18 protein-coding genes are annotated in these 18,934 nt (G+C 52.1%); all 18 read right to left on the minus strand.

Annotation, left to right across the window (positions count from 1 at the left end):
- Nucleotides 1-50: 50 nt before the first annotated feature.
- Nucleotides 51-4,367, minus strand: coding sequence for a PolC-type DNA polymerase III (locus CHH67_RS13455; RefSeq protein ID WP_095265703.1), 4,317 nt, complete (start codon nt 4,365-4,367; stop codon nt 51-53).
- Between the two features lie 211 nt (nt 4,368-4,578).
- The gene (gene proS, locus CHH67_RS13460; RefSeq protein WP_095265704.1) at nt 4,579-6,036 is read right to left on the minus strand and encodes a proline--tRNA ligase; all 1,458 of its coding nucleotides are present in this window, start codon (nt 6,034-6,036) and stop codon (nt 4,579-4,581) included.
- A 162-nt stretch (nt 6,037-6,198) separates the two neighbouring features.
- Nucleotides 6,199-7,473 (minus strand): RIP metalloprotease RseP, encoded by a 1,275-nt coding sequence (gene rseP / locus CHH67_RS13465; protein ID WP_095265705.1) that lies wholly within the window; start codon nt 7,471-7,473, stop codon nt 6,199-6,201.
- Nucleotides 7,474-7,602: 129 nt separating this feature from the next.
- On the minus strand, nt 7,603-8,742 hold the full coding sequence (locus CHH67_RS13470) for a 1-deoxy-D-xylulose-5-phosphate reductoisomerase (protein WP_095265706.1): 1,140 nt from the start codon (nt 8,740-8,742) through the stop codon (nt 7,603-7,605).
- Between the two features lie 17 nt (nt 8,743-8,759).
- Entirely contained in the window at nt 8,760-9,560 is an 801-nt protein-coding gene (locus tag CHH67_RS13475) for a phosphatidate cytidylyltransferase (protein ID WP_095265707.1), read from the minus strand.
- Between the two features lie 20 nt (nt 9,561-9,580).
- Entirely contained in the window at nt 9,581-10,348 is a 768-nt protein-coding gene (locus CHH67_RS13480) for an undecaprenyl pyrophosphate synthase (RefSeq protein ID WP_095265708.1), read from the minus strand.
- Between the two features lie 72 nt (nt 10,349-10,420).
- Nucleotides 10,421-10,975, minus strand: a complete 555-nt coding sequence (gene frr, locus CHH67_RS13485; RefSeq protein ID WP_095265709.1) for a ribosome recycling factor — start codon at nt 10,973-10,975, stop codon at nt 10,421-10,423.
- Complete coding sequence (gene pyrH, locus CHH67_RS13490) at nt 10,975-11,703, minus strand: UMP kinase (protein ID WP_095265710.1); 729 nt, start codon at nt 11,701-11,703, stop codon at nt 10,975-10,977. The genes frr and pyrH overlap by 1 nt, the downstream gene beginning before the upstream one ends.
- 169 nt (nt 11,704-11,872) lie before the next feature.
- A complete protein-coding gene (tsf, locus tag CHH67_RS13495) occupies nt 11,873-12,523 on the minus strand; it encodes a translation elongation factor Ts (RefSeq protein ID WP_095265711.1) in 651 nt (216 codons plus the stop codon).
- 132 nt (nt 12,524-12,655) lie between these two features.
- The gene (gene rpsB, locus CHH67_RS13500; RefSeq protein WP_095265712.1) at nt 12,656-13,354 is read right to left on the minus strand and encodes a 30S ribosomal protein S2; all 699 of its coding nucleotides are present in this window, start codon (nt 13,352-13,354) and stop codon (nt 12,656-12,658) included.
- A gap of 237 nt (nt 13,355-13,591) precedes the next feature.
- Nucleotides 13,592-14,191: an endolytic transglycosylase MltG gene (locus CHH67_RS13505; RefSeq protein ID WP_095265713.1), complete on the minus strand. Its 600-nt coding sequence runs from the start codon at nt 14,189-14,191 to the stop codon at nt 13,592-13,594.
- Entirely contained in the window at nt 14,188-14,745 is a 558-nt protein-coding gene (locus CHH67_RS13510; RefSeq protein ID WP_095265714.1) for a DUF6115 domain-containing protein, read from the minus strand. Before CHH67_RS13510 ends, CHH67_RS13505 begins: the two co-directional genes overlap by 4 nt.
- 32 nt (nt 14,746-14,777) lie before the next feature.
- Nucleotides 14,778-15,086: a hypothetical protein gene (locus tag CHH67_RS13515; protein ID WP_095265715.1), complete on the minus strand. Its 309-nt coding sequence runs from the start codon at nt 15,084-15,086 to the stop codon at nt 14,778-14,780.
- A 75-nt stretch (nt 15,087-15,161) separates the two neighbouring features.
- Nucleotides 15,162-16,571 (minus strand): flagellar assembly protein A, encoded by a 1,410-nt coding sequence (locus tag CHH67_RS13520; RefSeq protein WP_095265716.1) that lies wholly within the window; start codon nt 16,569-16,571, stop codon nt 15,162-15,164.
- Nucleotides 16,572-16,599: 28 nt separating this feature from the next.
- Nucleotides 16,600-17,388, minus strand: a complete 789-nt coding sequence (locus CHH67_RS13525) for a FliA/WhiG family RNA polymerase sigma factor (RefSeq protein ID WP_095265717.1) — start codon at nt 17,386-17,388, stop codon at nt 16,600-16,602.
- 15 nt (nt 17,389-17,403) lie between these two features.
- Entirely contained in the window at nt 17,404-17,817 is a 414-nt protein-coding gene (locus CHH67_RS13530) for a hypothetical protein (RefSeq protein ID WP_095265718.1), read from the minus strand.
- Nucleotide 17,818: 1 nt separating this feature from the next.
- Nucleotides 17,819-18,316 carry a chemotaxis protein CheD gene (locus CHH67_RS13535; protein WP_095265719.1) on the minus strand — a complete coding sequence of 166 codons (498 nt, stop codon included), beginning with the start codon at nt 18,314-18,316 and terminating at the stop codon, nt 17,819-17,821.
- The gene (locus CHH67_RS13540) at nt 18,309-18,902 is read right to left on the minus strand and encodes a chemotaxis protein CheC (RefSeq protein ID WP_155618140.1); all 594 of its coding nucleotides are present in this window, start codon (nt 18,900-18,902) and stop codon (nt 18,309-18,311) included. Before CHH67_RS13540 ends, CHH67_RS13535 begins: the two co-directional genes overlap by 8 nt.
- Nucleotides 18,903-18,934 lie beyond the last annotated feature (32 nt).

Here is an 18,934-nt window from a genome sequence, read left to right on the forward strand (position 1 = left end):
ACTGTCAAGCCGCTCCGAAAAGCAGGAAGCGGCGGCTTACGTCTCGTTCATTAAAACAGCGACAGCTGGTTGCTTTCCGGCAATCCGCGGAAGCAGCCCATCTGCGATAAAAGCTCCACGGCGGTTTTACTCGCCTTCGCCTTTTGCTGGAAATCTTCAACGGACAGGAATTCCCCGTACTCGCGAGCGGCAGCGATGTTGCGGGCCGCGTTCTCCCCGATGCCTTGCAGCGCGGAGAATGGCGGGATGAGCGAGTCGCCGTCCACAATGAATTTGACTGCGTCGGACCGATACAGGTCGATGGACTTGAACGAGAAACCGCGTGCCGTCATCTCAAGGGCCATCTCCAGAATCGGCAGCATCCCCTTTTCCTTGGCGCTGGCCGAGAAGCCCATCTGCTCGATCTCCTCGATCCGGCGATATATCGCATCATAACCTTGGCAGCACAGCTCGATATCGAAGTCCTCAGCCCGAACCGAGAAGTAGGTCGCATAGTATTCAATCGGATGGTACAGCTTGAAATAGGCTGTCCGTACCGCCGAAATAACGTAGGCCGCGGCGTGCGCCTTCGGGAACATGTACTGGATCTTAAGACAGGAATCGATATACCACTGCGGAACTTTGCAGCGTTTCATCTCCTCGATCCATTCCGGGGTAAGCCCCTTGCCTTTACGCACGCTCTCGGTAATTTTAAACGCCAGGCTTGCGTCCATCCCGGCTTTATAGATCAGGAACAGCATGATGTCGTCGCGGCAACCGATCACGGTCTTGATGTTGCAGGTGCCGTTCTTGATCAGTTCCTGCGCATTGCCAAGCCATACGCCGGTTCCGTGAGACAGACCGGATATTTGCAGCAAGTCCGCAAAGCTGGACGGCTGCGATTCCACCAGCATCTGGCGCACGAACTTCGTGCCCATCTCCGGCACGCCGTAGGTGGCGACCGGGGAACGAATCTGCTCCGGCGTGACGCCGAGCGCCTCGGTCGAGTTGAACATGCTCATGACTTTCGGATCATTCATCGGGATCGTAGTCGGATCAACTCCGGTCAGGTCCTGCAGCATCCGCATCATCGTCGGATCATCGTGCCCCAGAATATCCAGCTTGAGCAAGTTCGCATCAAACGCGTGGTAATCAAAATGCGTGGTCTTCCATTCCGCATTCACATCATCGGCCGGATACTGCACAGGGGTAATATCCTCGACCTCGATGTAATCCGGCACGACGACAATACCGCCCGGATGCTGACCGGTGCTCCGCTTGACGCCGGTACAGCCGGCAGCCAGGCGGCTCAGCTCCGCCCCGCGCCAGCGCTTGTGATGATCTTCCTCATACTTTTTGGCAAAGCCGAACGCCGTCTTTTCCGCAACCGTACCGATCGTTCCCGCCCGGAACACGTTTTTCTCCCCGAACATTTCTTTCGTGAAATTGTGCGCGTGCGGCTGATATTCCCCGGAGAAGTTCAGATCGATATCCGGAACCTTGTCCCCCTTGAAGCCAAGGAACGTTTCGAACGGAATATCCTGGCCTTCCCCCTTCATCATCTGTCCGCAGTCCGGACACGACTTGTCGGGAAGGTCAAATCCGCTCGGCACACTGCCGTCAAGGAACCACTCGCTGTGCTTGCACTCCGGATTGAGGCATATGTAGTGCGCAGGCAGCGGGTTGACCTCGGAGATGCCGAGGAACGTTGCGACGACAGAGGAGCCGACAGACCCCCGTGACCCTACCAGATACCCGTCCCGGTTCGACTTTTTAACCAGACGCTCGGAGATCAGATAGTTGGCCGAGAAGCCGTATTTGATAATCGGCTCCAGCTCTTTTTCCAGCCGGGCGACCACCACTTCAGGCAGCGGCTCGCCATAGATGGATTTTGCCGTCTCATAGCAGGTGTTGCGGATTTCTTCATCCGCTCCGTCAAGAATCGGCGTGAACAGTTTATCCGGGAACAGCTCCAACTCCTCGAAGCGGTCGGCCAGTTCGCTCGTGTTCTTCACGACGACCTCGTAGCATTTGTCCTCGCCCAGAAATTCGAACTCGGCCAGCATTTCCTCTGTCGTGCGAAAGTGGGCATCCGGCTTGCGAATATCCTTAAGCGGGCTAAAGCCGGTGATCCCGTGAATCGTAATATCCCGGAACAGCTTGTCCCGCGGCTCCAGATAATGCACATTGCCTGTCGCGATGACCGGCTTGTCCAGCTTCTCGCCGATGCGGACAACTTTGTGAAGGGCCGTTTTGATTTCCTCCGGACTGCCGACTAGGCCTTTGTCTACCAGATGCATGTACATCGTCAGCGGCTGTATTTCAAGCACATCATAGAACTGGGCGACCTCTTCGGCCTCCTCCTCCGTCTTGTTGAGCACCGTTTCGAAGAACTCGCCTTTCTCGCAGCCGGACAGAATGAGCAGCCCCTCGCGCATCTCCTGCAGCCTCGATTTCGGAATGCAAGGCACGCGCCTGAAATATTCCGTATGGGACATGGACACCAGCTTGTACAAGTTCTTCTTGCCCGTCATATTCAAGGCGTAAATGCCGCAATGGAACGGACGTGCATTGGACAGATCTGTACCGACATAGTCGTTCAGCCGGTCCAGCATTTTGATCCCTTTCATCTTCTCGGCATCAGCCAGCAACCCGTTCAGAATGCCGGCCAAGGCAACGGTATCGTCAATCGCCCGGTGATGGCTTTCCAGTGCAACCTTGTATTTGTCTGCCAGCGTGTTCAACCGGTGGTTTTTCATGCCTGGATGCAGGAGGCGAGCCAGCTCCACCGTATCGAGATACGGGTTGTCGAGCGTCTCCATGCCCAGATTTTTCAGCGACGCCTGAATGAAGCCAACGTCGAACCGGGCATTGTGGGCAACAAGCACCGCATCGCCGACGAATGCTACAAACTCCTTCATCACATCTTCCAGCTCCGGTGCATCCTTCACCATCTCATCGTTAATGTTCGTGAGCTGCTGAATATGGTACGGAATTCGTTCATGCGGGTTGACAAAGGTCGCGTACCGGTCGATCTCCTTACCCTCCTGCATTTTGACAGCGGCGATCTCGATAATTTTGTTCGCTGTGATCGACAGACCCGTCGTCTCGATATCAAAAACAACAAACGTCGCGCTGCTCAGTTCCAGCGGCTTGGCATTCTCGACTATGTTGACCGCATCGTTAACCACGTTGGCCTCAAGACCATACATCATCTTGATGCCGTTCTTCTTCGCGTGTTTGGCCGCATCCGGGTAGGACTGCACGCCCCCGTGATCGCTGACGGCGATCGCTTTGTGCCCCCAGCTTGCAGCTGTTTTGATGTACCGGTCAATCGGGGTTACGGCATCCATCGTGCTCATCGTTGTATGGAGATGGAATTCCACCCGTTTCTCAGGGGCGTTGTCTTTGCGGGAAGGCGGAGCCTGAACTTCAACCAGATCGGAAGGGATCATCACCAGCTCAGGCACCTGCATAAAGCGGTCATACTCCACTCGTCCGCGCGCTTTGACCCATTTGCCATTCGCCAGCTGGCCAAGCACCTTCAGATCATCCTTCGTCTTGGCAAACATCTTCATCTGCAGCGAGTCGGTGAAATCCGTCAAGTTAAACATAAACAGTGTGCTTCCGTTCCGGAGTTCCTTCTGATCCAGCCCGAATATCGTGCCTTGAATCGTAATTTTCTTCTCTTCATCCTGAATTTCCTGAATCGGTACAGGCTGCTCCTTGATCTCATAACCGACCTGCAGGCGGACCTCGCCCTCTTCCTGCTCTTCGGCCAAGCTCTCGGCCTCCAGGCTGCTCATGAGCGCCTCAATCACTTCCCGCTCTTCCTGGCGTTTGCGCTGCTCAAACTCTTCCATGGCAGCCACATCACTTACGCCAACCTGCATCTTCACCCTGAGATCCAGCTCGAAGTACTTGCCAAAAAAGCGTGTGATCGCCTGATCGATCTGCTTCTTGCGGGCAAGCTCAAGCGACATGCCATCCGACATCGTCAGCGTCAACAGCCCTTCATGGACCTCATATCGCGCTCTGGCCATCCAGCCGTTGACCGATGGGATCTCGCGGTGAACCCATTCAAGAAACAATCCCCAATATTCTTGAACGATGTCGGCCTCATGAACTTGGCCTCCATATTTGAACACAAAGCTGATCTTGGCAATGTGGTTCATCTTCTCCTGAATTCTCAGACAGAAGGTCCGGTAGACTTCACCCGGAACCAGCTTTTCCTTATGAATCGTGATCTTCCAATCCTTGCTGGCGCGGCTGATTTCCACCTTCTCAATCCAGCCGTCCAGGAAATAGGGTTCCACCAGACTGGCCGGGACTTCTCCCTGCTTCATCAGCAGTTCAAATCGCTTCCTTTTCTCTTCCTGTGTGCCCATGGCTTCCTCCCCCCGCATAACCTAAAACTTCAAACGAAAGATATGAATGAAAAAGGCTTCCGTCGGCAGCCGCCTATTACTCCTGTTGCCACAGAGCGTAAAGTCATACTGCCATCCGGAAGCCAGCTCCGAATGCTAGTCTTCTTAAAGATTCAATGATTGAACCCGTGTGATCGGGACGAACAAGATCAATGAATCCATACACTGATCCTTAGTACGCTCTTGCAAACAATACGGTATGCTTCGCTGCATCGCCGCACACGAGACATGTTGTTTTCTTCTCGCCTGGTTCAAACGGAATGTTTCGGCTCGTCGCACCGGTCTCCTGCTTGACCGTGTCCTCGCAAGCCTCGGAGCCGCACCAGCCAGCCAGCGTAAATCCGCGCTGCTCTTCCATGCTTGCCTTCATCTCATCCAGCGTATTTACGGAATAGAAGTGATCTTCCATGAACTGCTTCGCACGGTCGTACATCTCCTGATGCACCTGCTCAAGCATCGCCTGAACCTCTTCCACCAGGTTCGCCTGCTGAACGATCTTCTTCTCTCCGGTGATCCGGGATACCAGAACGCATACGCCGTTCTCCATATCGCGCGGACCAATCTCCAGACGAACCGGCACGCCCCGCATTTCATATTCATTGAACTTCCAGCCCGGACGAACGTCCGGATTGTCGTCAACACGCACCCGGATTCCGGCCGATTTCAGCTCACGGAACAGCTCGTCCGTACGCCCGACAACGGCATCACGCGTCTTCGGCGGGCCGATCGGAATCATGATCACCTGCGTTGGAGCGACCTTCGGCGGCAATACGAGCCCGCGATCGTCCCCGTGAACCATAATCAGGGAGCCGATGAGGCGCGTGCTGACCCCCCATGAAGTGGTGTGTGCAAATTCGAGCGTGTTATCACGGCTTAAATACTGGATTTCAAAAGCCTCGGCGAAATTCGTGCCCATATAATGGGACGTTCCTGCCTGAACGGCTCGTCCATCCTTCATCATCGCTTCGATGGAATAGGTATCGACCGCACCCGCAAACTTCTCGGAAGGCGTCTTCTGCCCTTTAATGATCGGAATCGCCAGATAGTTCTCTACAAAGTCAGCGTAGATGTCCAGCATTTGCATCGTTTCCGCTCTCGCTTCTGTTTCGGTCTCGTGAGCGGTATGCCCTTCCTGCCATAGAAACTCGCTTGTGCGCAGGAATGGCAACGTACGCTTCTCCCAGCGCACCACATTTGCCCACTGGTTAATGAGAACCGGGAGATCACGATAGGATTGGATCCATTTCGAATACATATGACCAATCATCGTTTCCGAGGTTGGACGGATCGCCAGGCGCTCCTCCAGCTTCTCCCCTGCTGCCTCGGTTACCCACGGAAGCTCAGGATTAAAGCCCTCGACATGCTCTTTCTCTTTCTGGAAGAAGCTTTCCGGAATGAACAGCGGGAAATACGCGTTGCGATGACCGGTTTCCTTGAAACGGCGGTCAAGCTCCTGCTGGATATGCTCCCATATTTCGTAACCGTCCGGCTTGAATACCATGCAGCCCCGAACCGGAGAGTAGTCCATCAGATCGGCTTTCTTAATAACGTCGATATACCAGCGGGAGAAATCCTCCCCTTGCGGCGTTATCTCAGTCACAAATTGTTTGTTGTTGGCATCCTTCGACATATCAATCGTGTTCCTCCCATAAATAAAACGTCGATGCCCCGCAGCGCTCCCGCGACCATCGCGTTATCGGCATAAGTAAAATACAGCTGCAGGTAAAATGTACAGCAAAAGGCACGGCTCGTAAAGCGGCTGGCGCCTCCAAGCCGTACCGGTGTGTCCTTCTTACCCGTTAATCAGACGCAATATATCATTGTAGGTGACGGCTATCATTAACAGGAACAGCATCGCAAAACCTATGAAGTGGACCATCCCTTCACGGTTGGGATCAATCGGCTTGCCGCGCACGGCTTCCACGCCAAGAAATACAAGGCGGCTACCGTCCAGAGCCGGAATTGGCAGCAGATTGAAAATGCCTAAGTACAAACTCAATATCGCAGCCCAATAGGTGAGCTGTTCAATCCCTTGTCTTGCAATTTGACCGGTAACCTCAAACGTCCGCACAGGACCGCCAAGATCATCCATGGAGAAGCGCTCGATCAGCTGCCTGAATCCCTGGAAGATGATCCCGGTTGTATCCACCATCGCGGTACCGGCCCCCGTCACGGTCTCGATCGGACCCGCTTGCCGGGTCGGCAGCTCCGGTACAATGCCCACCTTGCCGCCTTCCTGTCCTTCCATCGCCCGAGGCGTCAAGGACAAGTCAAAGGTTTCCTCACCGCGCTGTATCGTCCAATCCATCGGCTTGTCCGTCGACGCCGAGATCAGCTCGATCATCTTCCGGTAATCCGCACCGATCGCTGTTCCATTAATGCTGACAATAATATCGCCAACCTGCAAGTTCGCTTCATCCGCCGGCGCGCCTTTCGTAATTTCGCCGATTTTGACATAAGTCGGATTGTCGACAGGAAGCCCTGCCATCTGAATATGAAGCGCGAACAGTATAAAGGCCAAAATAAAGTTCATCAATGGCCCGGCAAAAATAGCAAGTGCCCGCTGTCCGACCGTCTTGCTGTTAAACTGGCGGTCTCTCGGGGCGATCTGCGTTTCGATTCCCTTCGCAACCGTCATCGCCTGCGGGTGAATCTCGTACTGTTGAAATTCGCCATCCACATCCAGGCGAACGGACAGTCGATCCACCATATCAATAAACTGAACTTCCCCGCGGATCACATTCTTCCGGTTATCCAGCTGATCCAGGTAAATCTTCTTCACCTGATTCTCTTGATTGAGGCGGACCGCGATCGTCTGTCCGGCATGAATCTCTACCAGTTCCGGGTCTTCTCCAGCCATGCGGGCATAACCGCCAAACGGCAGTAGCCTTAGCGTAAACTGGGTTTCATTTCGCTTATATGAGAACAGCTTAGGGCCAAACCCGATCGCGAATTCCCGAACCAGAATCCCGGCACGCCGGGCAAAATAGTAGTGCCCCCATTCATGTACGGTCACAATGACAAAAAACATGAGCACTGTCAGAAAGACGATCCGCACCATTTCCAATTGATTACATCCCCCTTTTCCCGCTGAGAACGCAGTATGTCCTTATAGATTATCATTATTCTCCTATCGTCCACAAGAGAATCACAAGCTGACAGCTTTTTTCAAGGGAGATTGCAGGCCAGCTGAATTTCACAGCCTTGATGCCAGTTCACGGGCGGACTGATCAGCCTCTTCAATCGTCTCGAGCGCCGGGTTCGCAATCGTCTCATGACGATCCGTCACCTCTTGAATGATCTCTTCAATCTGAAGGAACGAAATTTCTTTCCGCAAAAAACGGGCAACCGCAACTTCGTTTGCCGCATTAAACACGGTTGGAGCCGTCCCCCCCATTTTACCACATTCATAAGCCAGTCTTAAACACGGAAACCGCTCCATGTCCATTTCACGGAAATTCAGCTTGCCTGCCTCCGCCAATGACAGCCTCGTCGCCGGAGATTCCCAGCGTTCCGGATAGGTCAGGGCGTACTGGATCGGCACGCGCATATCCGGGTTGCCCAGCTGTGCAATAATGCTCGAATCTCTGAATTCAACGAAGGAATGAATGATACTCTCAGGATGCAGAAGCACCGATATCCGGTCATACGGAATCTGGTACAGCCAATGCGCCTCCATCACCTCAAGCCCTTTGTTAACCATCGTCGCCGAGTCGATTGTAATCTTCGCGCCCATCGACCAGTTCGGGTGCTTCAGCGCATCCTCCACCGTCACATTCACCAGCTGTTCACGGGTATAGTCACGAAAGGAGCCGCCCGAGGCCGTCAATGTAATCCGTTCGATGTCCTCATGCCGCTCCCCGTTCAGGCACTGAAAGATCGCCGAATGCTCGCTGTCGATCGGCAGCAGCTTCACACCCTTCTCTTCAGCCAGCGCTGTGACCAGATGACCTGCTGTCACTAACGTTTCCTTGTTGGCCAAGCCAATCGTTTTGCCTTCGCGAATAGCCGCCAGTGTTGACGGAAGCCCCATGCTCCCCATCACGGCTGTCACGACAAGCTCTGCCTCCGTACCCGCGGCAATCTCGACAAGCCCCTCCGAACCGTAATACAGCTGCGTACCAGACGGAAGCTCATGCTTGATGCGCTCGGCCAGATCCCTGGAAGCTACGGAGACTTTACTTGGCGCAAATTCGTGAACCTGCGCAAGCAAAAGCTCCGTATTGCCTCCCGCCGCCAACCCTTCAATTTGAAACCGTTCCCGGTGCTTCCTGACCACATCCAGCGTTTGCGTTCCGATGGAGCCGGTCGAACCGAGCACACTGATTTTTTTCATGCTTCTCTTTCCTTTCATCAGTAAGGCAGAAGATTAATGATATGTACAAACGGAAAAACGATGATCCAGCTGTCACAGCGATCCAGAATCCCGCCATGCCCGGGCAGAAGCTGGCCGGAATCCTTAATGTCGTACACTCGTTTGTAGGCGGACTGAACGAGATCCCCCAACTGGCCGATTACGGCACAAGAGAGGCCAATCAGCGCTGCTTGTCCCGCAGGAAGAAGCCCGCTGGAGAGAAAAGCGAATACCAGCGATGTAAATACCGCGATAATGACACCGCCAACAGCGCCTTCGATCGTTTTGTTCGGGCTGATCGCCGGCCACAGTTTATGCTTTCCGATCCATTTGCCAACGAAATATGCGCCTGCATCACTTGCCCAAATCGACACCAGAAGCAGAAACGTCCAGAACAAACCGTTGCCGTCCGGTGCGCTACGGGATTCAGCGATATAAGAGAAGCCGATCCCGATATATACCGCACCGAGAAGAAGCAGCGATACCCGGCGAATATCAACACTGTTCTTGGTCGTTACCGTTACGAGCAGCAGCAAAAACAGCAGCAGCCAGATGACCTGCTCCCATGGAAGGGTAAAGGCGATACCGAAACCTTCCCATGGGAACACAAGTGCAGCCACCCCTGCATAACCCAGTGCAGCCGCTCCTCCAAATGGTGCCGTACCTGTCATTCGGGCAAACTCATAGAAGCCGACCAAAGCCATGGCCACAATGAGAAAGTGATACCATAACCCGCCTATGAAACATAATCCCAAAAAGACCGCTCCCGCAATGAATCCGGTAATCAATCGCTGTTTCAATATGCTCCATCCTCCATATTCTACGACAATCCGCCGTAACGACGTGTTCTGTGCTGATACTCCGCAACGGCCTCGATCAAGTGTTCCTTGGTAAATTCCGGCCAGTAGATATCCGTAAACCATAATTCACTGTAAGCCAGCTGCCAGAGCATAAAATTGCTGAGGCGGAGCTCACCGCTGGTACGGATGAGTAAATCCGGATCAGGTAGGTCGCCTGAGAGAAGCCGTTCACCTATCATTTCCTCGGTAATATCCTCAGGCAGTAGGGTTCCCTCGCGGATGTCTTTTCCAAGCGCCCTGATGCTTTCCGTTATTTCCTTGCGGCTGCCATAATTAAGCGCAAAATTTAGGACAAGTCCGGTATTGCTTGCTGTTCGGGCAACCGCTTCTTCCATCGCATCCCGCGTATGCTGCGGCAGATCCTCAGGATGTCCCATCATCCTCACCTGGACATTCTTCTGAATCAGCTCTTCCAGCTCAATTGCCAGAAATTCCTGCGGAAGCTTCATCAGGAAATCAACCTCATCTTTGGGGCGTTTCCAGTTCTCCGTCGAAAAAGCGTACATCGTCAAAATTTTGATGCCTAAATCATCGGCTGCGATAGCCGCTCTTTTCACGGCCTTCAATCCGTTCTGATGTCCAACGATCCGCGGCATACCGCGCCGTTTCGCCCAGCGACCGTTGCCATCCATAATGATGGCGACATGGTGAGGGATATTGTCCGGAGAGATCCGGTGCGCCTGCTGACTGTCCTCCTGATTCAACCACGATCGAACCCGTTTGATCATTCCATTTCCTCCAGGCATCTTTCTGCAAAAAAAGAGACAAACCCCACCATAACCGGAGGGGCCGCAAGTCTCTTATACTTCCATAATCTCTTTTTCTTTAGCAACGAGGACTTTGTCGACTTCCGCGATAAACTTATCCGTCGTCTTCTGGATATCTTCCTGATGTCTCCGGGACTCGTCCTCGGAAATATCCGTTTTCTCCATTTTTTTGATGTCATCATTGGCATCGCGGCGAATGTTGCGGATGGCCACTTTCGCTTCCTCGCCGAATTTCTTTGTCATTTTGACAAGCTCGGTTCTGCGTTCCTCCGTCAGTGGCGGAATCGACAGACGAATCTGATTGCCGTCATTGGCCGGCGTCAGACCGATATCTGACTTCATGATCGCTTTCTCGATATCAGCCAAAGAGGATTTATCCCACGGCTGAATCATGAGTGTACGGCTGTCCGGAATGCTGATATTGGCAAGCTGATTAACCGGAGTCGGAGCCCCGTAGTAATCCACCTGGATTCGGTCGAGCAGCGCCGTGTTCGCTCGTCCGGCACGCAGGGTAGCCAGATCACGTTTTAAAGCTTGGATTGCTTTTTCCATACGTTCCTCAGCATTTTTCTTGACCGATTGAGGCATTAGTCTACACTCCCTTTAACAATCGTTCCTATTTTCTCACCCAGAACGACGCGTTTGATATTGCCTTGCTCCGTAATGGCGAATACGATCAGCGGAATGTTGTTGTCCATACATAACGATGAAGCTGTTGAGTCCATAACACCCAGGTTCTTGTTCAACACATCGAGGTAAGTAAGCTGCTCGTATTTCTCGGCAGTTTCATCCTTAAATGGATCCGCGGAGTACACTCCATCCACCTTGTTCTTCGCCATGAGAATAACTTCTGCTTCGATTTCCGCTGCGCGAAGTGCTGCGGTCGTATCGGTGGAGAAGTACGGGTTGCCCGTTCCTGCGGCAAAAATGACGACACGGCCCTTTTCCAGATGACGAATGGCTCTACGGCGAATATACGGCTCGGCGATTTGCTGCATGGAAATGGAGGTCTGCACACGCGTAGGAACTCCGATCTGCTCCAAGGCATCCTGCAAAGCAAGGGAGTTCATCACTGTGGCAAGCATTCCCATGTAATCGGCGGTTGCCCGATCGATTCCGTTGGCACTGCCGGCGATGCCGCGCCAGATGTTTCCGCCGCCGCACACAATCGCAACCTCGACACCAAGCTCGACAACATCCCGAACTTGCTGCGCAATCGATCCGATTGTGTCAGCATCAATTCCGTAACCATTCTGTCCTGCCAGGGATTCCCCGCTGACCTTCAATATCACACGTTTAAATACAGGCTGTTCCAAATGATAACCCTCCACTTTAAGAGGCGCCGGTTTATTACAGCGCCCGTTTGAAAAACGACATGCAGACGCATTCGTGCTGCTAAAGGCATGTTTACTTATGTTCATTTTTAAAAAAGAAGGAACACCGGTGTGTTCCACTCTTTTTCAATAACGTATTAGCCAATCAGGCTTATTTATTCACTTGAGCCATAACTTCTTCTACGAAGTTGTCTTGTTTTTTCTCCAGGCCTTCACCCAGTTCATAGCGAACAAAGCGACGGATAGAGATGTTTTCTCCGATCGTGCTGATTTTTTCGTTCAGCAGTGTGTTGATCGTTTTGTCCGGATCTTTAACGAATGCTTGCTCAAGCAGGCAATGCTCTTCGTAGTACTTGTTGATGCGGCCTTCGACCATTTTTTCTACGATTTTTTCCGGTTTGCCTTCGTTTAGAGCTTGATTGCGCAAAATTTCCTTTTCTTTCTCAAGCTCTTCAGTAGGAACTTCTTCACGACGAACAAATTTAGGGTTCGCTGCAGCGATATGCATCGCGATATCACGTGCAAACTCTTTGAATTGATCCGTCTTGCCTACGAAGTCTGTTTCACAGTTGATTTCAACGAGAACGCCGATGCGTCCGCCGCCGTGAATATAGGATTCTACAACGCCCTCAGTTGCCACACGTCCCGCTTTGTTTGCAGCTGCAGCCAATCCTTTTTCACGAAGAAGCGCGATCGCTTTATCGATATCACCGTTTGTTTCGTCGAGCGCTTTTTTGCAATCCAGCATGCCCGCGCCTGTTCTTTCGCGGAGTTCTTTTACCGCACTAGCCGTTACTGCCATTAGAATTCCCTCCAAATAGTTAGATTAGAAAAGGTCTTGCTTTGCAGCCTTAAAAAAAGGGCGGCGAGAGGTTATCCACCTACCAACCACCCTTTTCATTTAATTCAAAGTTTATACATTTCACTTTGAGGATTAAGCTGTAGTTTCTTCACCTTGGTGAGCTTCCACAACGGCATCCGCCATTTTACCAGTCAACAATTTAACTGCGCGAATCGCATCATCGTTACCTGGAATTACATAGTCGATTTCGTCCGGATCACAGTTCGTGTCCACGATACCAACGATTGGGATACCCAGTTTGCGAGCTTCCGCTACAGCGATGCGCTCTTTACGAGGATCGATAACAAACAGGGCGCTTGGAAGACCCTTCATGTTCTTGATACCGCCCAGGAATTTCTCAAGACGATCTTTCTCCTTGCGAAGAAGGATAACTTCTTTCTTAGGCAGCACTTGGAACGTACCGTCTTCTTCCCATCTTTCCAGTTCTTTCAGACGGTTGATCCGCTTCTGGATCGTTTCGAAGTTGGTCAGCGTTCCGCCGAGCCAGCGCTGGTTGATGTAGAACATACCGCAACGCTCTGCTTCTTCCTTAACGGAATCTTGAGCTTGTTTTTTAGTACCGACAAACAGAATTGTTCCGTTCTCGGCAGCGATGCTCTTAACGAAGTTAAAAGCCTCTTCTACTTTTTTGACCGTTTTTTGCAGGTCAATGATGTAAATACCGTTTCTTTCAGTGAAGATATATTTATCCATTTTCGGGTTCCAGCGACGAGTCTGGTGACCGAAGTGAACGCCAGCTTCAAGAAGCTGTTTCATGGAAATAACTGCCATCTTCACACACCTCCTAAATTTGGTTTTTGTGTGTCCCTCCGCCAAGGTCATTTTTCGTCAAGACTCCCCATGAAGGAAGCACCCTTAACGAAATCACTCCAGCGTGTGTTTTAACACCGTCAATTACTATATCATACTCGGAGACAGCTTGCAATGTCTTTTGTAGCGAGGCCGCACATCGAAATAGGGACAATCAGCCGAATGCAACAGGAAAAACCATCCACGCCGGCTTACAGCCTAGTTGGACGGTTTTGTCAGTTCACTAATGATGGTGTCGAAATCTTCTCCTGCCTTGAAGGAGTAGGTTCCTGTCTGCACCCTCCTGTTGATGTTGCGCGAGGAAGCTCTTGCAATAAACGCTTGCTTATCCTCAATAATTCCCGCCTGGAGCAAATCCTCTGCCACATCCGCAAGCATGCTGCCTCGAACCACAACCAGTTTGATCGGCTCTTCCGCAGGCGGCTTCGGCTCAGATGGCGGCGATACCTCACCGCCAGCCTGGGTCGAGGCGCTCTGCGCTTCATCTGGCTGTTCCGGCTGCTGTGGTGCCTCCGGCTCTTCCGGAGCAGGCGGATTGACAGGAGCAGCTTCGGCCTCTCCCTCCGACGTGCCGGATGCAGCGTCCGCTTCTTCCCCGGCTCCTTCTTCGTCCTCGGAGCGCTCCACGACCTGCAAATTCATCGCTTCGGCAGCAGCGATCAGCTGTTCTCTCGTCAAATTGGCAGCCGCATCTTCCTGCGTCTGCTTTCCTTCCCCGATGATCATCAGCTGCAGCAGTATGGCGCCAAGAACAAGTCCGATGCCCAGACCCATCATAAATGTACGGTTTCTGATCATGCGGACTCCTCCTGTTTCGCCAGCTGGATAATCACTTGAACCTCTCCGCGCTGAAGTCCCAAGGATTTTGCAATGCTGTCAATCGACTTGCCCTGATCATATAAATCAAACAATTCCGCATACCTTTGTTTAATGGAAGGAACGGGAGGCGGGCTTGTCTCTTCTGCCAACACTTCGGGACCTTCGACTGCCCCCCGCTCTTCTTCTAAAGCCCTGTAGTTTGCTGCCGCCGCAGAAACCGCTGCTTCTGCGGTCTGGAGGCGCGCCTCCGACTCGGATAAACGCCTCTCCATATCGATCATGCTCGCCCGAAGCTCCTTGATCTGTTCCTGTTGACTCAGCAGTTTGACCTTATGATCTTCCTTCATCTGGCCGACCAGTTCGACAAGCTGCTCATTCTCATTCTGAATCTCCAGCATATACGTCTCGAGCGTGCTCTCCACTTCCTTCACGATGCCCTGCTCCGCTCCGGAGCCATCCTGCCGCTTGGGAAGTAACCAGGCATACAGCAGCGCTGCGACACCAAGAAGCACAATATATATCCAAGGGTACAAAACAATTAACTCCTTTATGCCGATAAATTAGTTTATAGCGTGACGTCAAAATTTCTCCCTTTATAAGGATGCTCCGCCGGCTTCTCCTGCTGCTCGCTGGAATCAGAAGCGTGCCGCTCCTGCTGCTCGCTGGACTGCCGGTTTCCGTCATCTCTTATCGCCGCTTCAGCGGATTCTGACACTTCTGTACTGCGCTGAGACTGGATGCGACTGTTTTTGATCTGCTCTCCGGCAAGCAGGCTCTGGTCGTTGTAGGGACGCTGCTGCAATTCATTGTGCATTTTACCCGCTTCATGGGTACGCGGTACTGCTATTTGCATTTCAACTGATTTCAAGCTCACAGGGAATCACCTCGTATCCTTGGAATAAGTTGCATCAGCATATGCCTGAACACATGGCACGATTGCTTAACAGCATTATATCAAAGGTACCATTGTAATATCACCTTCATTATAATAAAACGAAACACGTTGCGTCGGATCCTTAATAAATCGGGTATAACGTCCGATAACAATTTTAGAGCCGCTGTAGATCGTCTTGATCACATTCACTCTGGCCTTGCTCGTATCCTCAAGCATCTTTTCAATCTCAAGCATCCGATCCTTGATGCTCTCCTGCTCGGTGAGCGCGCTTTTGCGAGTCGCATTCAGCTTGATGCGCATCGCAAGCTTGTCCGGCGGAAGCTGCCCGGTCGAGGCCATCTGATTCAATAAATAAAGCGCTTTATCCGTTTTGTCCATGTTTTCCGTGATCTGCTTAAGCTGGCTTCTCAGCTCGGTAAGCTCATTTCGAAGATCAGGCAGTACACCAACCTCGATGACGGTAGCCGTAGACATGCTGTTCCCGATCGTGCGCGCAATGACTTTCTCGCCGGCCTGCAGGACACCGCCCACAACCAGCCCTTTCGTCCCGACACATTCGATGTTCTCGGCTGCGCGAATATTCGAGTGCATAATGCTCTGGGATACCAATACATTAGCGCCCGCGATCACGTTCCCATCCTGAATGAAAGAGCTCTTCACATCCCGCCCCGCTTTAACGAAGCCTTTATTGTAGCCGATGATTCCGCCCGAAATGTCGATGGAACCGTCCGCTTCAAGCTCAGCGCCCTCCACAAAACCCGTGACGCGTATATCGCCTGCTGCCTTGATCCGAAAACCGGTTAATACGTTCCCGCGAATGACGACCGTACCAACAAAGTCAATATTTCCGATGCTGTAATCTACGTCACCGTTAATTTCATACACAGGAAACACATTGATTTTGCCGTTGCTCGTTTTGGTCACCAACCCGTCCAGCCCTGCGTACATCGCGCTGTTCTCCCCGTTGACAACCACGTTCTTGCCCACTCGGAAATGCGCCTCTTTGCCAGGCTTGCACGGAATCTCCTCGCCGGTGACGGCCGTGCCGGGTGTTCCGCTGGTCGGCGGAATTCGGGTTGCCAGAAGCTGTCCTTTCTTGACGTTGTTCAAGCGGATCACATCTTTATAGTCCACCTTGCCGTCTTCGCTTTCGCGCGGTTTGAGATGTTCTCCCTCTCCCAGATCCACCCTGTAATCGATCCTGCCATGCTCGCCGTTCTCCGGCTCCTTCCCAATGGCTACAGCTACTTTGGTGTACTGAAATTGCTCCCCATCGGTGGCGATCAAGCGCAGCGCCTCAGGCTGAAGCCCATACCGAATCTGATGACTGGCCAAAAATTGCTCCAATGCCTGTACAGAGCAGGTGAAGCTCTCTTCCCAATTTTTGAACTGCACATAAGCAGTCAGCTTGTCATCAGAGACCGTAACGCTTAAATAATGATCCAAATCATGCCCTGCAGACATCCAGGAACCCCCTTCATCAATGACGCGTTCAATCGGCTTGCATGAGCAAATCCCGATCCTTCTCAAGCGCGCCACGAAGTCTTAAAATCGCCTTGGAATGCAGCTGTGAAATTCGTGATGGAGATAAAGACATCACTTCAGCAATTTCACTGAGTGATAGATCTTCATAATATAACAAAGAAACGACAGTCCGCTCTTTCGGCGTCAGCTTGCCGATTCCTTTGATGAGCGCTTCACGCAAATAAAACTCATGTACTTTATGGTCCGGATTCTTGGCCTTCTCATCGACCAGAAGCGACATGCGCGTCTCCGACTCTTCCTCTCTGATCGGATCTTCAAGGGAAGTCAGCGTCATGACAGCCACCTCCTGCAGCATATGGCGGAACTCCTTCTCCGACACTTCCAAGTACTCGCTCATCTCCGAATCGCTGACACTGCGCAAATACTTCTGCTCCAGCTGCTGGTATGCCGTCTCTATTTTTTTTGCTTTTTCGCGTACAGAACGCGGGACCCAGTCCCCTTGGCGAAGCGAATCCAGAATCGCGCCCCGCACTCGCCAGGAGGCATAGGTTTCAAATTGCAATCCCCGTTTATAATCGAACTTTTCGATGGCATCAATCAAACCCATAACGCCATTGCTGGCCAAATCCCCCTTGGAGACATTTTTCGGAAGGCTGACGGCCAAACGGCTGGAAACATAGTCGACAATGTGCAGATGATATTCGATTAGTTTCTTTTTCGCTTCCTGATCCCCATTTTCCTTCCATGCAGCCCATAAATCTGCATGACTCAGATTCGAAGCTTTACGTTCGTCCAATTGCCTTCACCCTCCTTATTTTTCCGTCAGGGAACGAACAGCCTTTGCCAACTCCTCCGGATCTTTGGTGGAAACCAACTTCGGAGGGTCCAGCGGCTTAAATCCTTCTTGCCCCTTTCCGGATTCGGGTTTGAGAAGATCCATCAGCTCTTTGTCCTCCTCCGGTGTAGAAACATCGTACAAGTTCCCCCGGGCCTCATTCGTATCCGTCCCAGGCGCCGCGCTGCGCTGGTGTGCACCGCCAGGGTCGGGGTTCATAATAAATGAGAATACCCATCTTAGAACAAATGCCGCCAGAAACCATATTACAAATGCAAGCAACGCGCGATTCAAACTAGTGATCCACAGATTGTTCCGAGCAGAAAACATAAATGTCAACATAAAGCCGGCAATGCCTAGCCATAGGTTCAATCGAAGTTTTTGCATCATGTCACAGTTCCTTTATTCCCATTTGTACACTCCGTATCATAAACTTCCCTGTTGTACAATCCAGTTCAACCGTTCTTCCGTAATTCCCCCCCGTATCCTCCGCTACGATTGGAATACCCAGCATGGCGAGTCCTTCACGGCATGATTCTACATTCCGAGGACCGATCCGCATGCTGTCTCCCGCGCCGGCAAACGCAAACATCTGCGCGCCTCCGGCCATCTTGGCGATCATTCGCTGGGGTGATGCCCCCAGGTCTCTCATCTTGTTCAGCAGTATCGGAAGCGCCGTGTCTGCATACTTGGCCAGGTTCAACTGCCCCTCTTTGGCGATGGCCGAGCTGGGCAGCATTACATGTGCCAATCCTCCGATTTTGGTCACCGGGTCATACAAAGTCAGCCCGACGCATGAGCCGAGTCCCATTGTTCTTAGAACACCATCCGGACCTGCGACGTTCAGATCCGCCATCCCCACATGTACAATGGTTTTCTGATCACTCATTCTCCAAAGGCACTCCCAGAGCTTCAAAGATTTTCGTAAATGAATCTGGATCAGGGATCAGAAAGAATTGCCCTTCTACCTCGTTATGTCCTTCAAGAAACGTCGTATTGATTAAGAGGGCATCGTCTCCCATTTCACCAAACTGAATCAATCCGTAGCTCAGAATCGCCCCTGCCATATCCATGGCCAGTCCGGGCACCGTCGGGGTCATCACAAGATTGGTGAAGTCTGCAAGGGACGACAGGTATGACCCAGCCAAAATATTGCCGATTTCACACAGTGCAGACTGCTCCATCTCGGAGAACATCCCGCCTTCTTCAACTTCAATGCCTGCAAGACGCTGCAGCAGGTTTTTCCCCGCCTCTGGGCTCATAATAAAAAACAGATTGCCCGGTGCCTCTCCCTCCACTCTCAAAAAAACTGCCAGCACCAGTTGTTCGGCCCCGCCGACACATTCGGCAATTCTCTCGAACGGGAGAAGCTGAACCATCGGCACAGCCATGTCGATCGGCTTGTTAAGGAGATGAGACAGAGCCGTCGCTGCGTGACCTGCGCCGATGTTTCCTACTTCCTTCAGGACGTCCATCTTGACGTCCTTTCCATGTTTAAAGAGCTCCA

Source organism: Paenibacillus campinasensis (genome assembly GCF_002272015.1).
GTDB classification, from domain to species: domain Bacteria; phylum Bacillota; class Bacilli; order Paenibacillales; family Paenibacillaceae; genus Paenibacillus_AQ; species Paenibacillus_AQ campinasensis.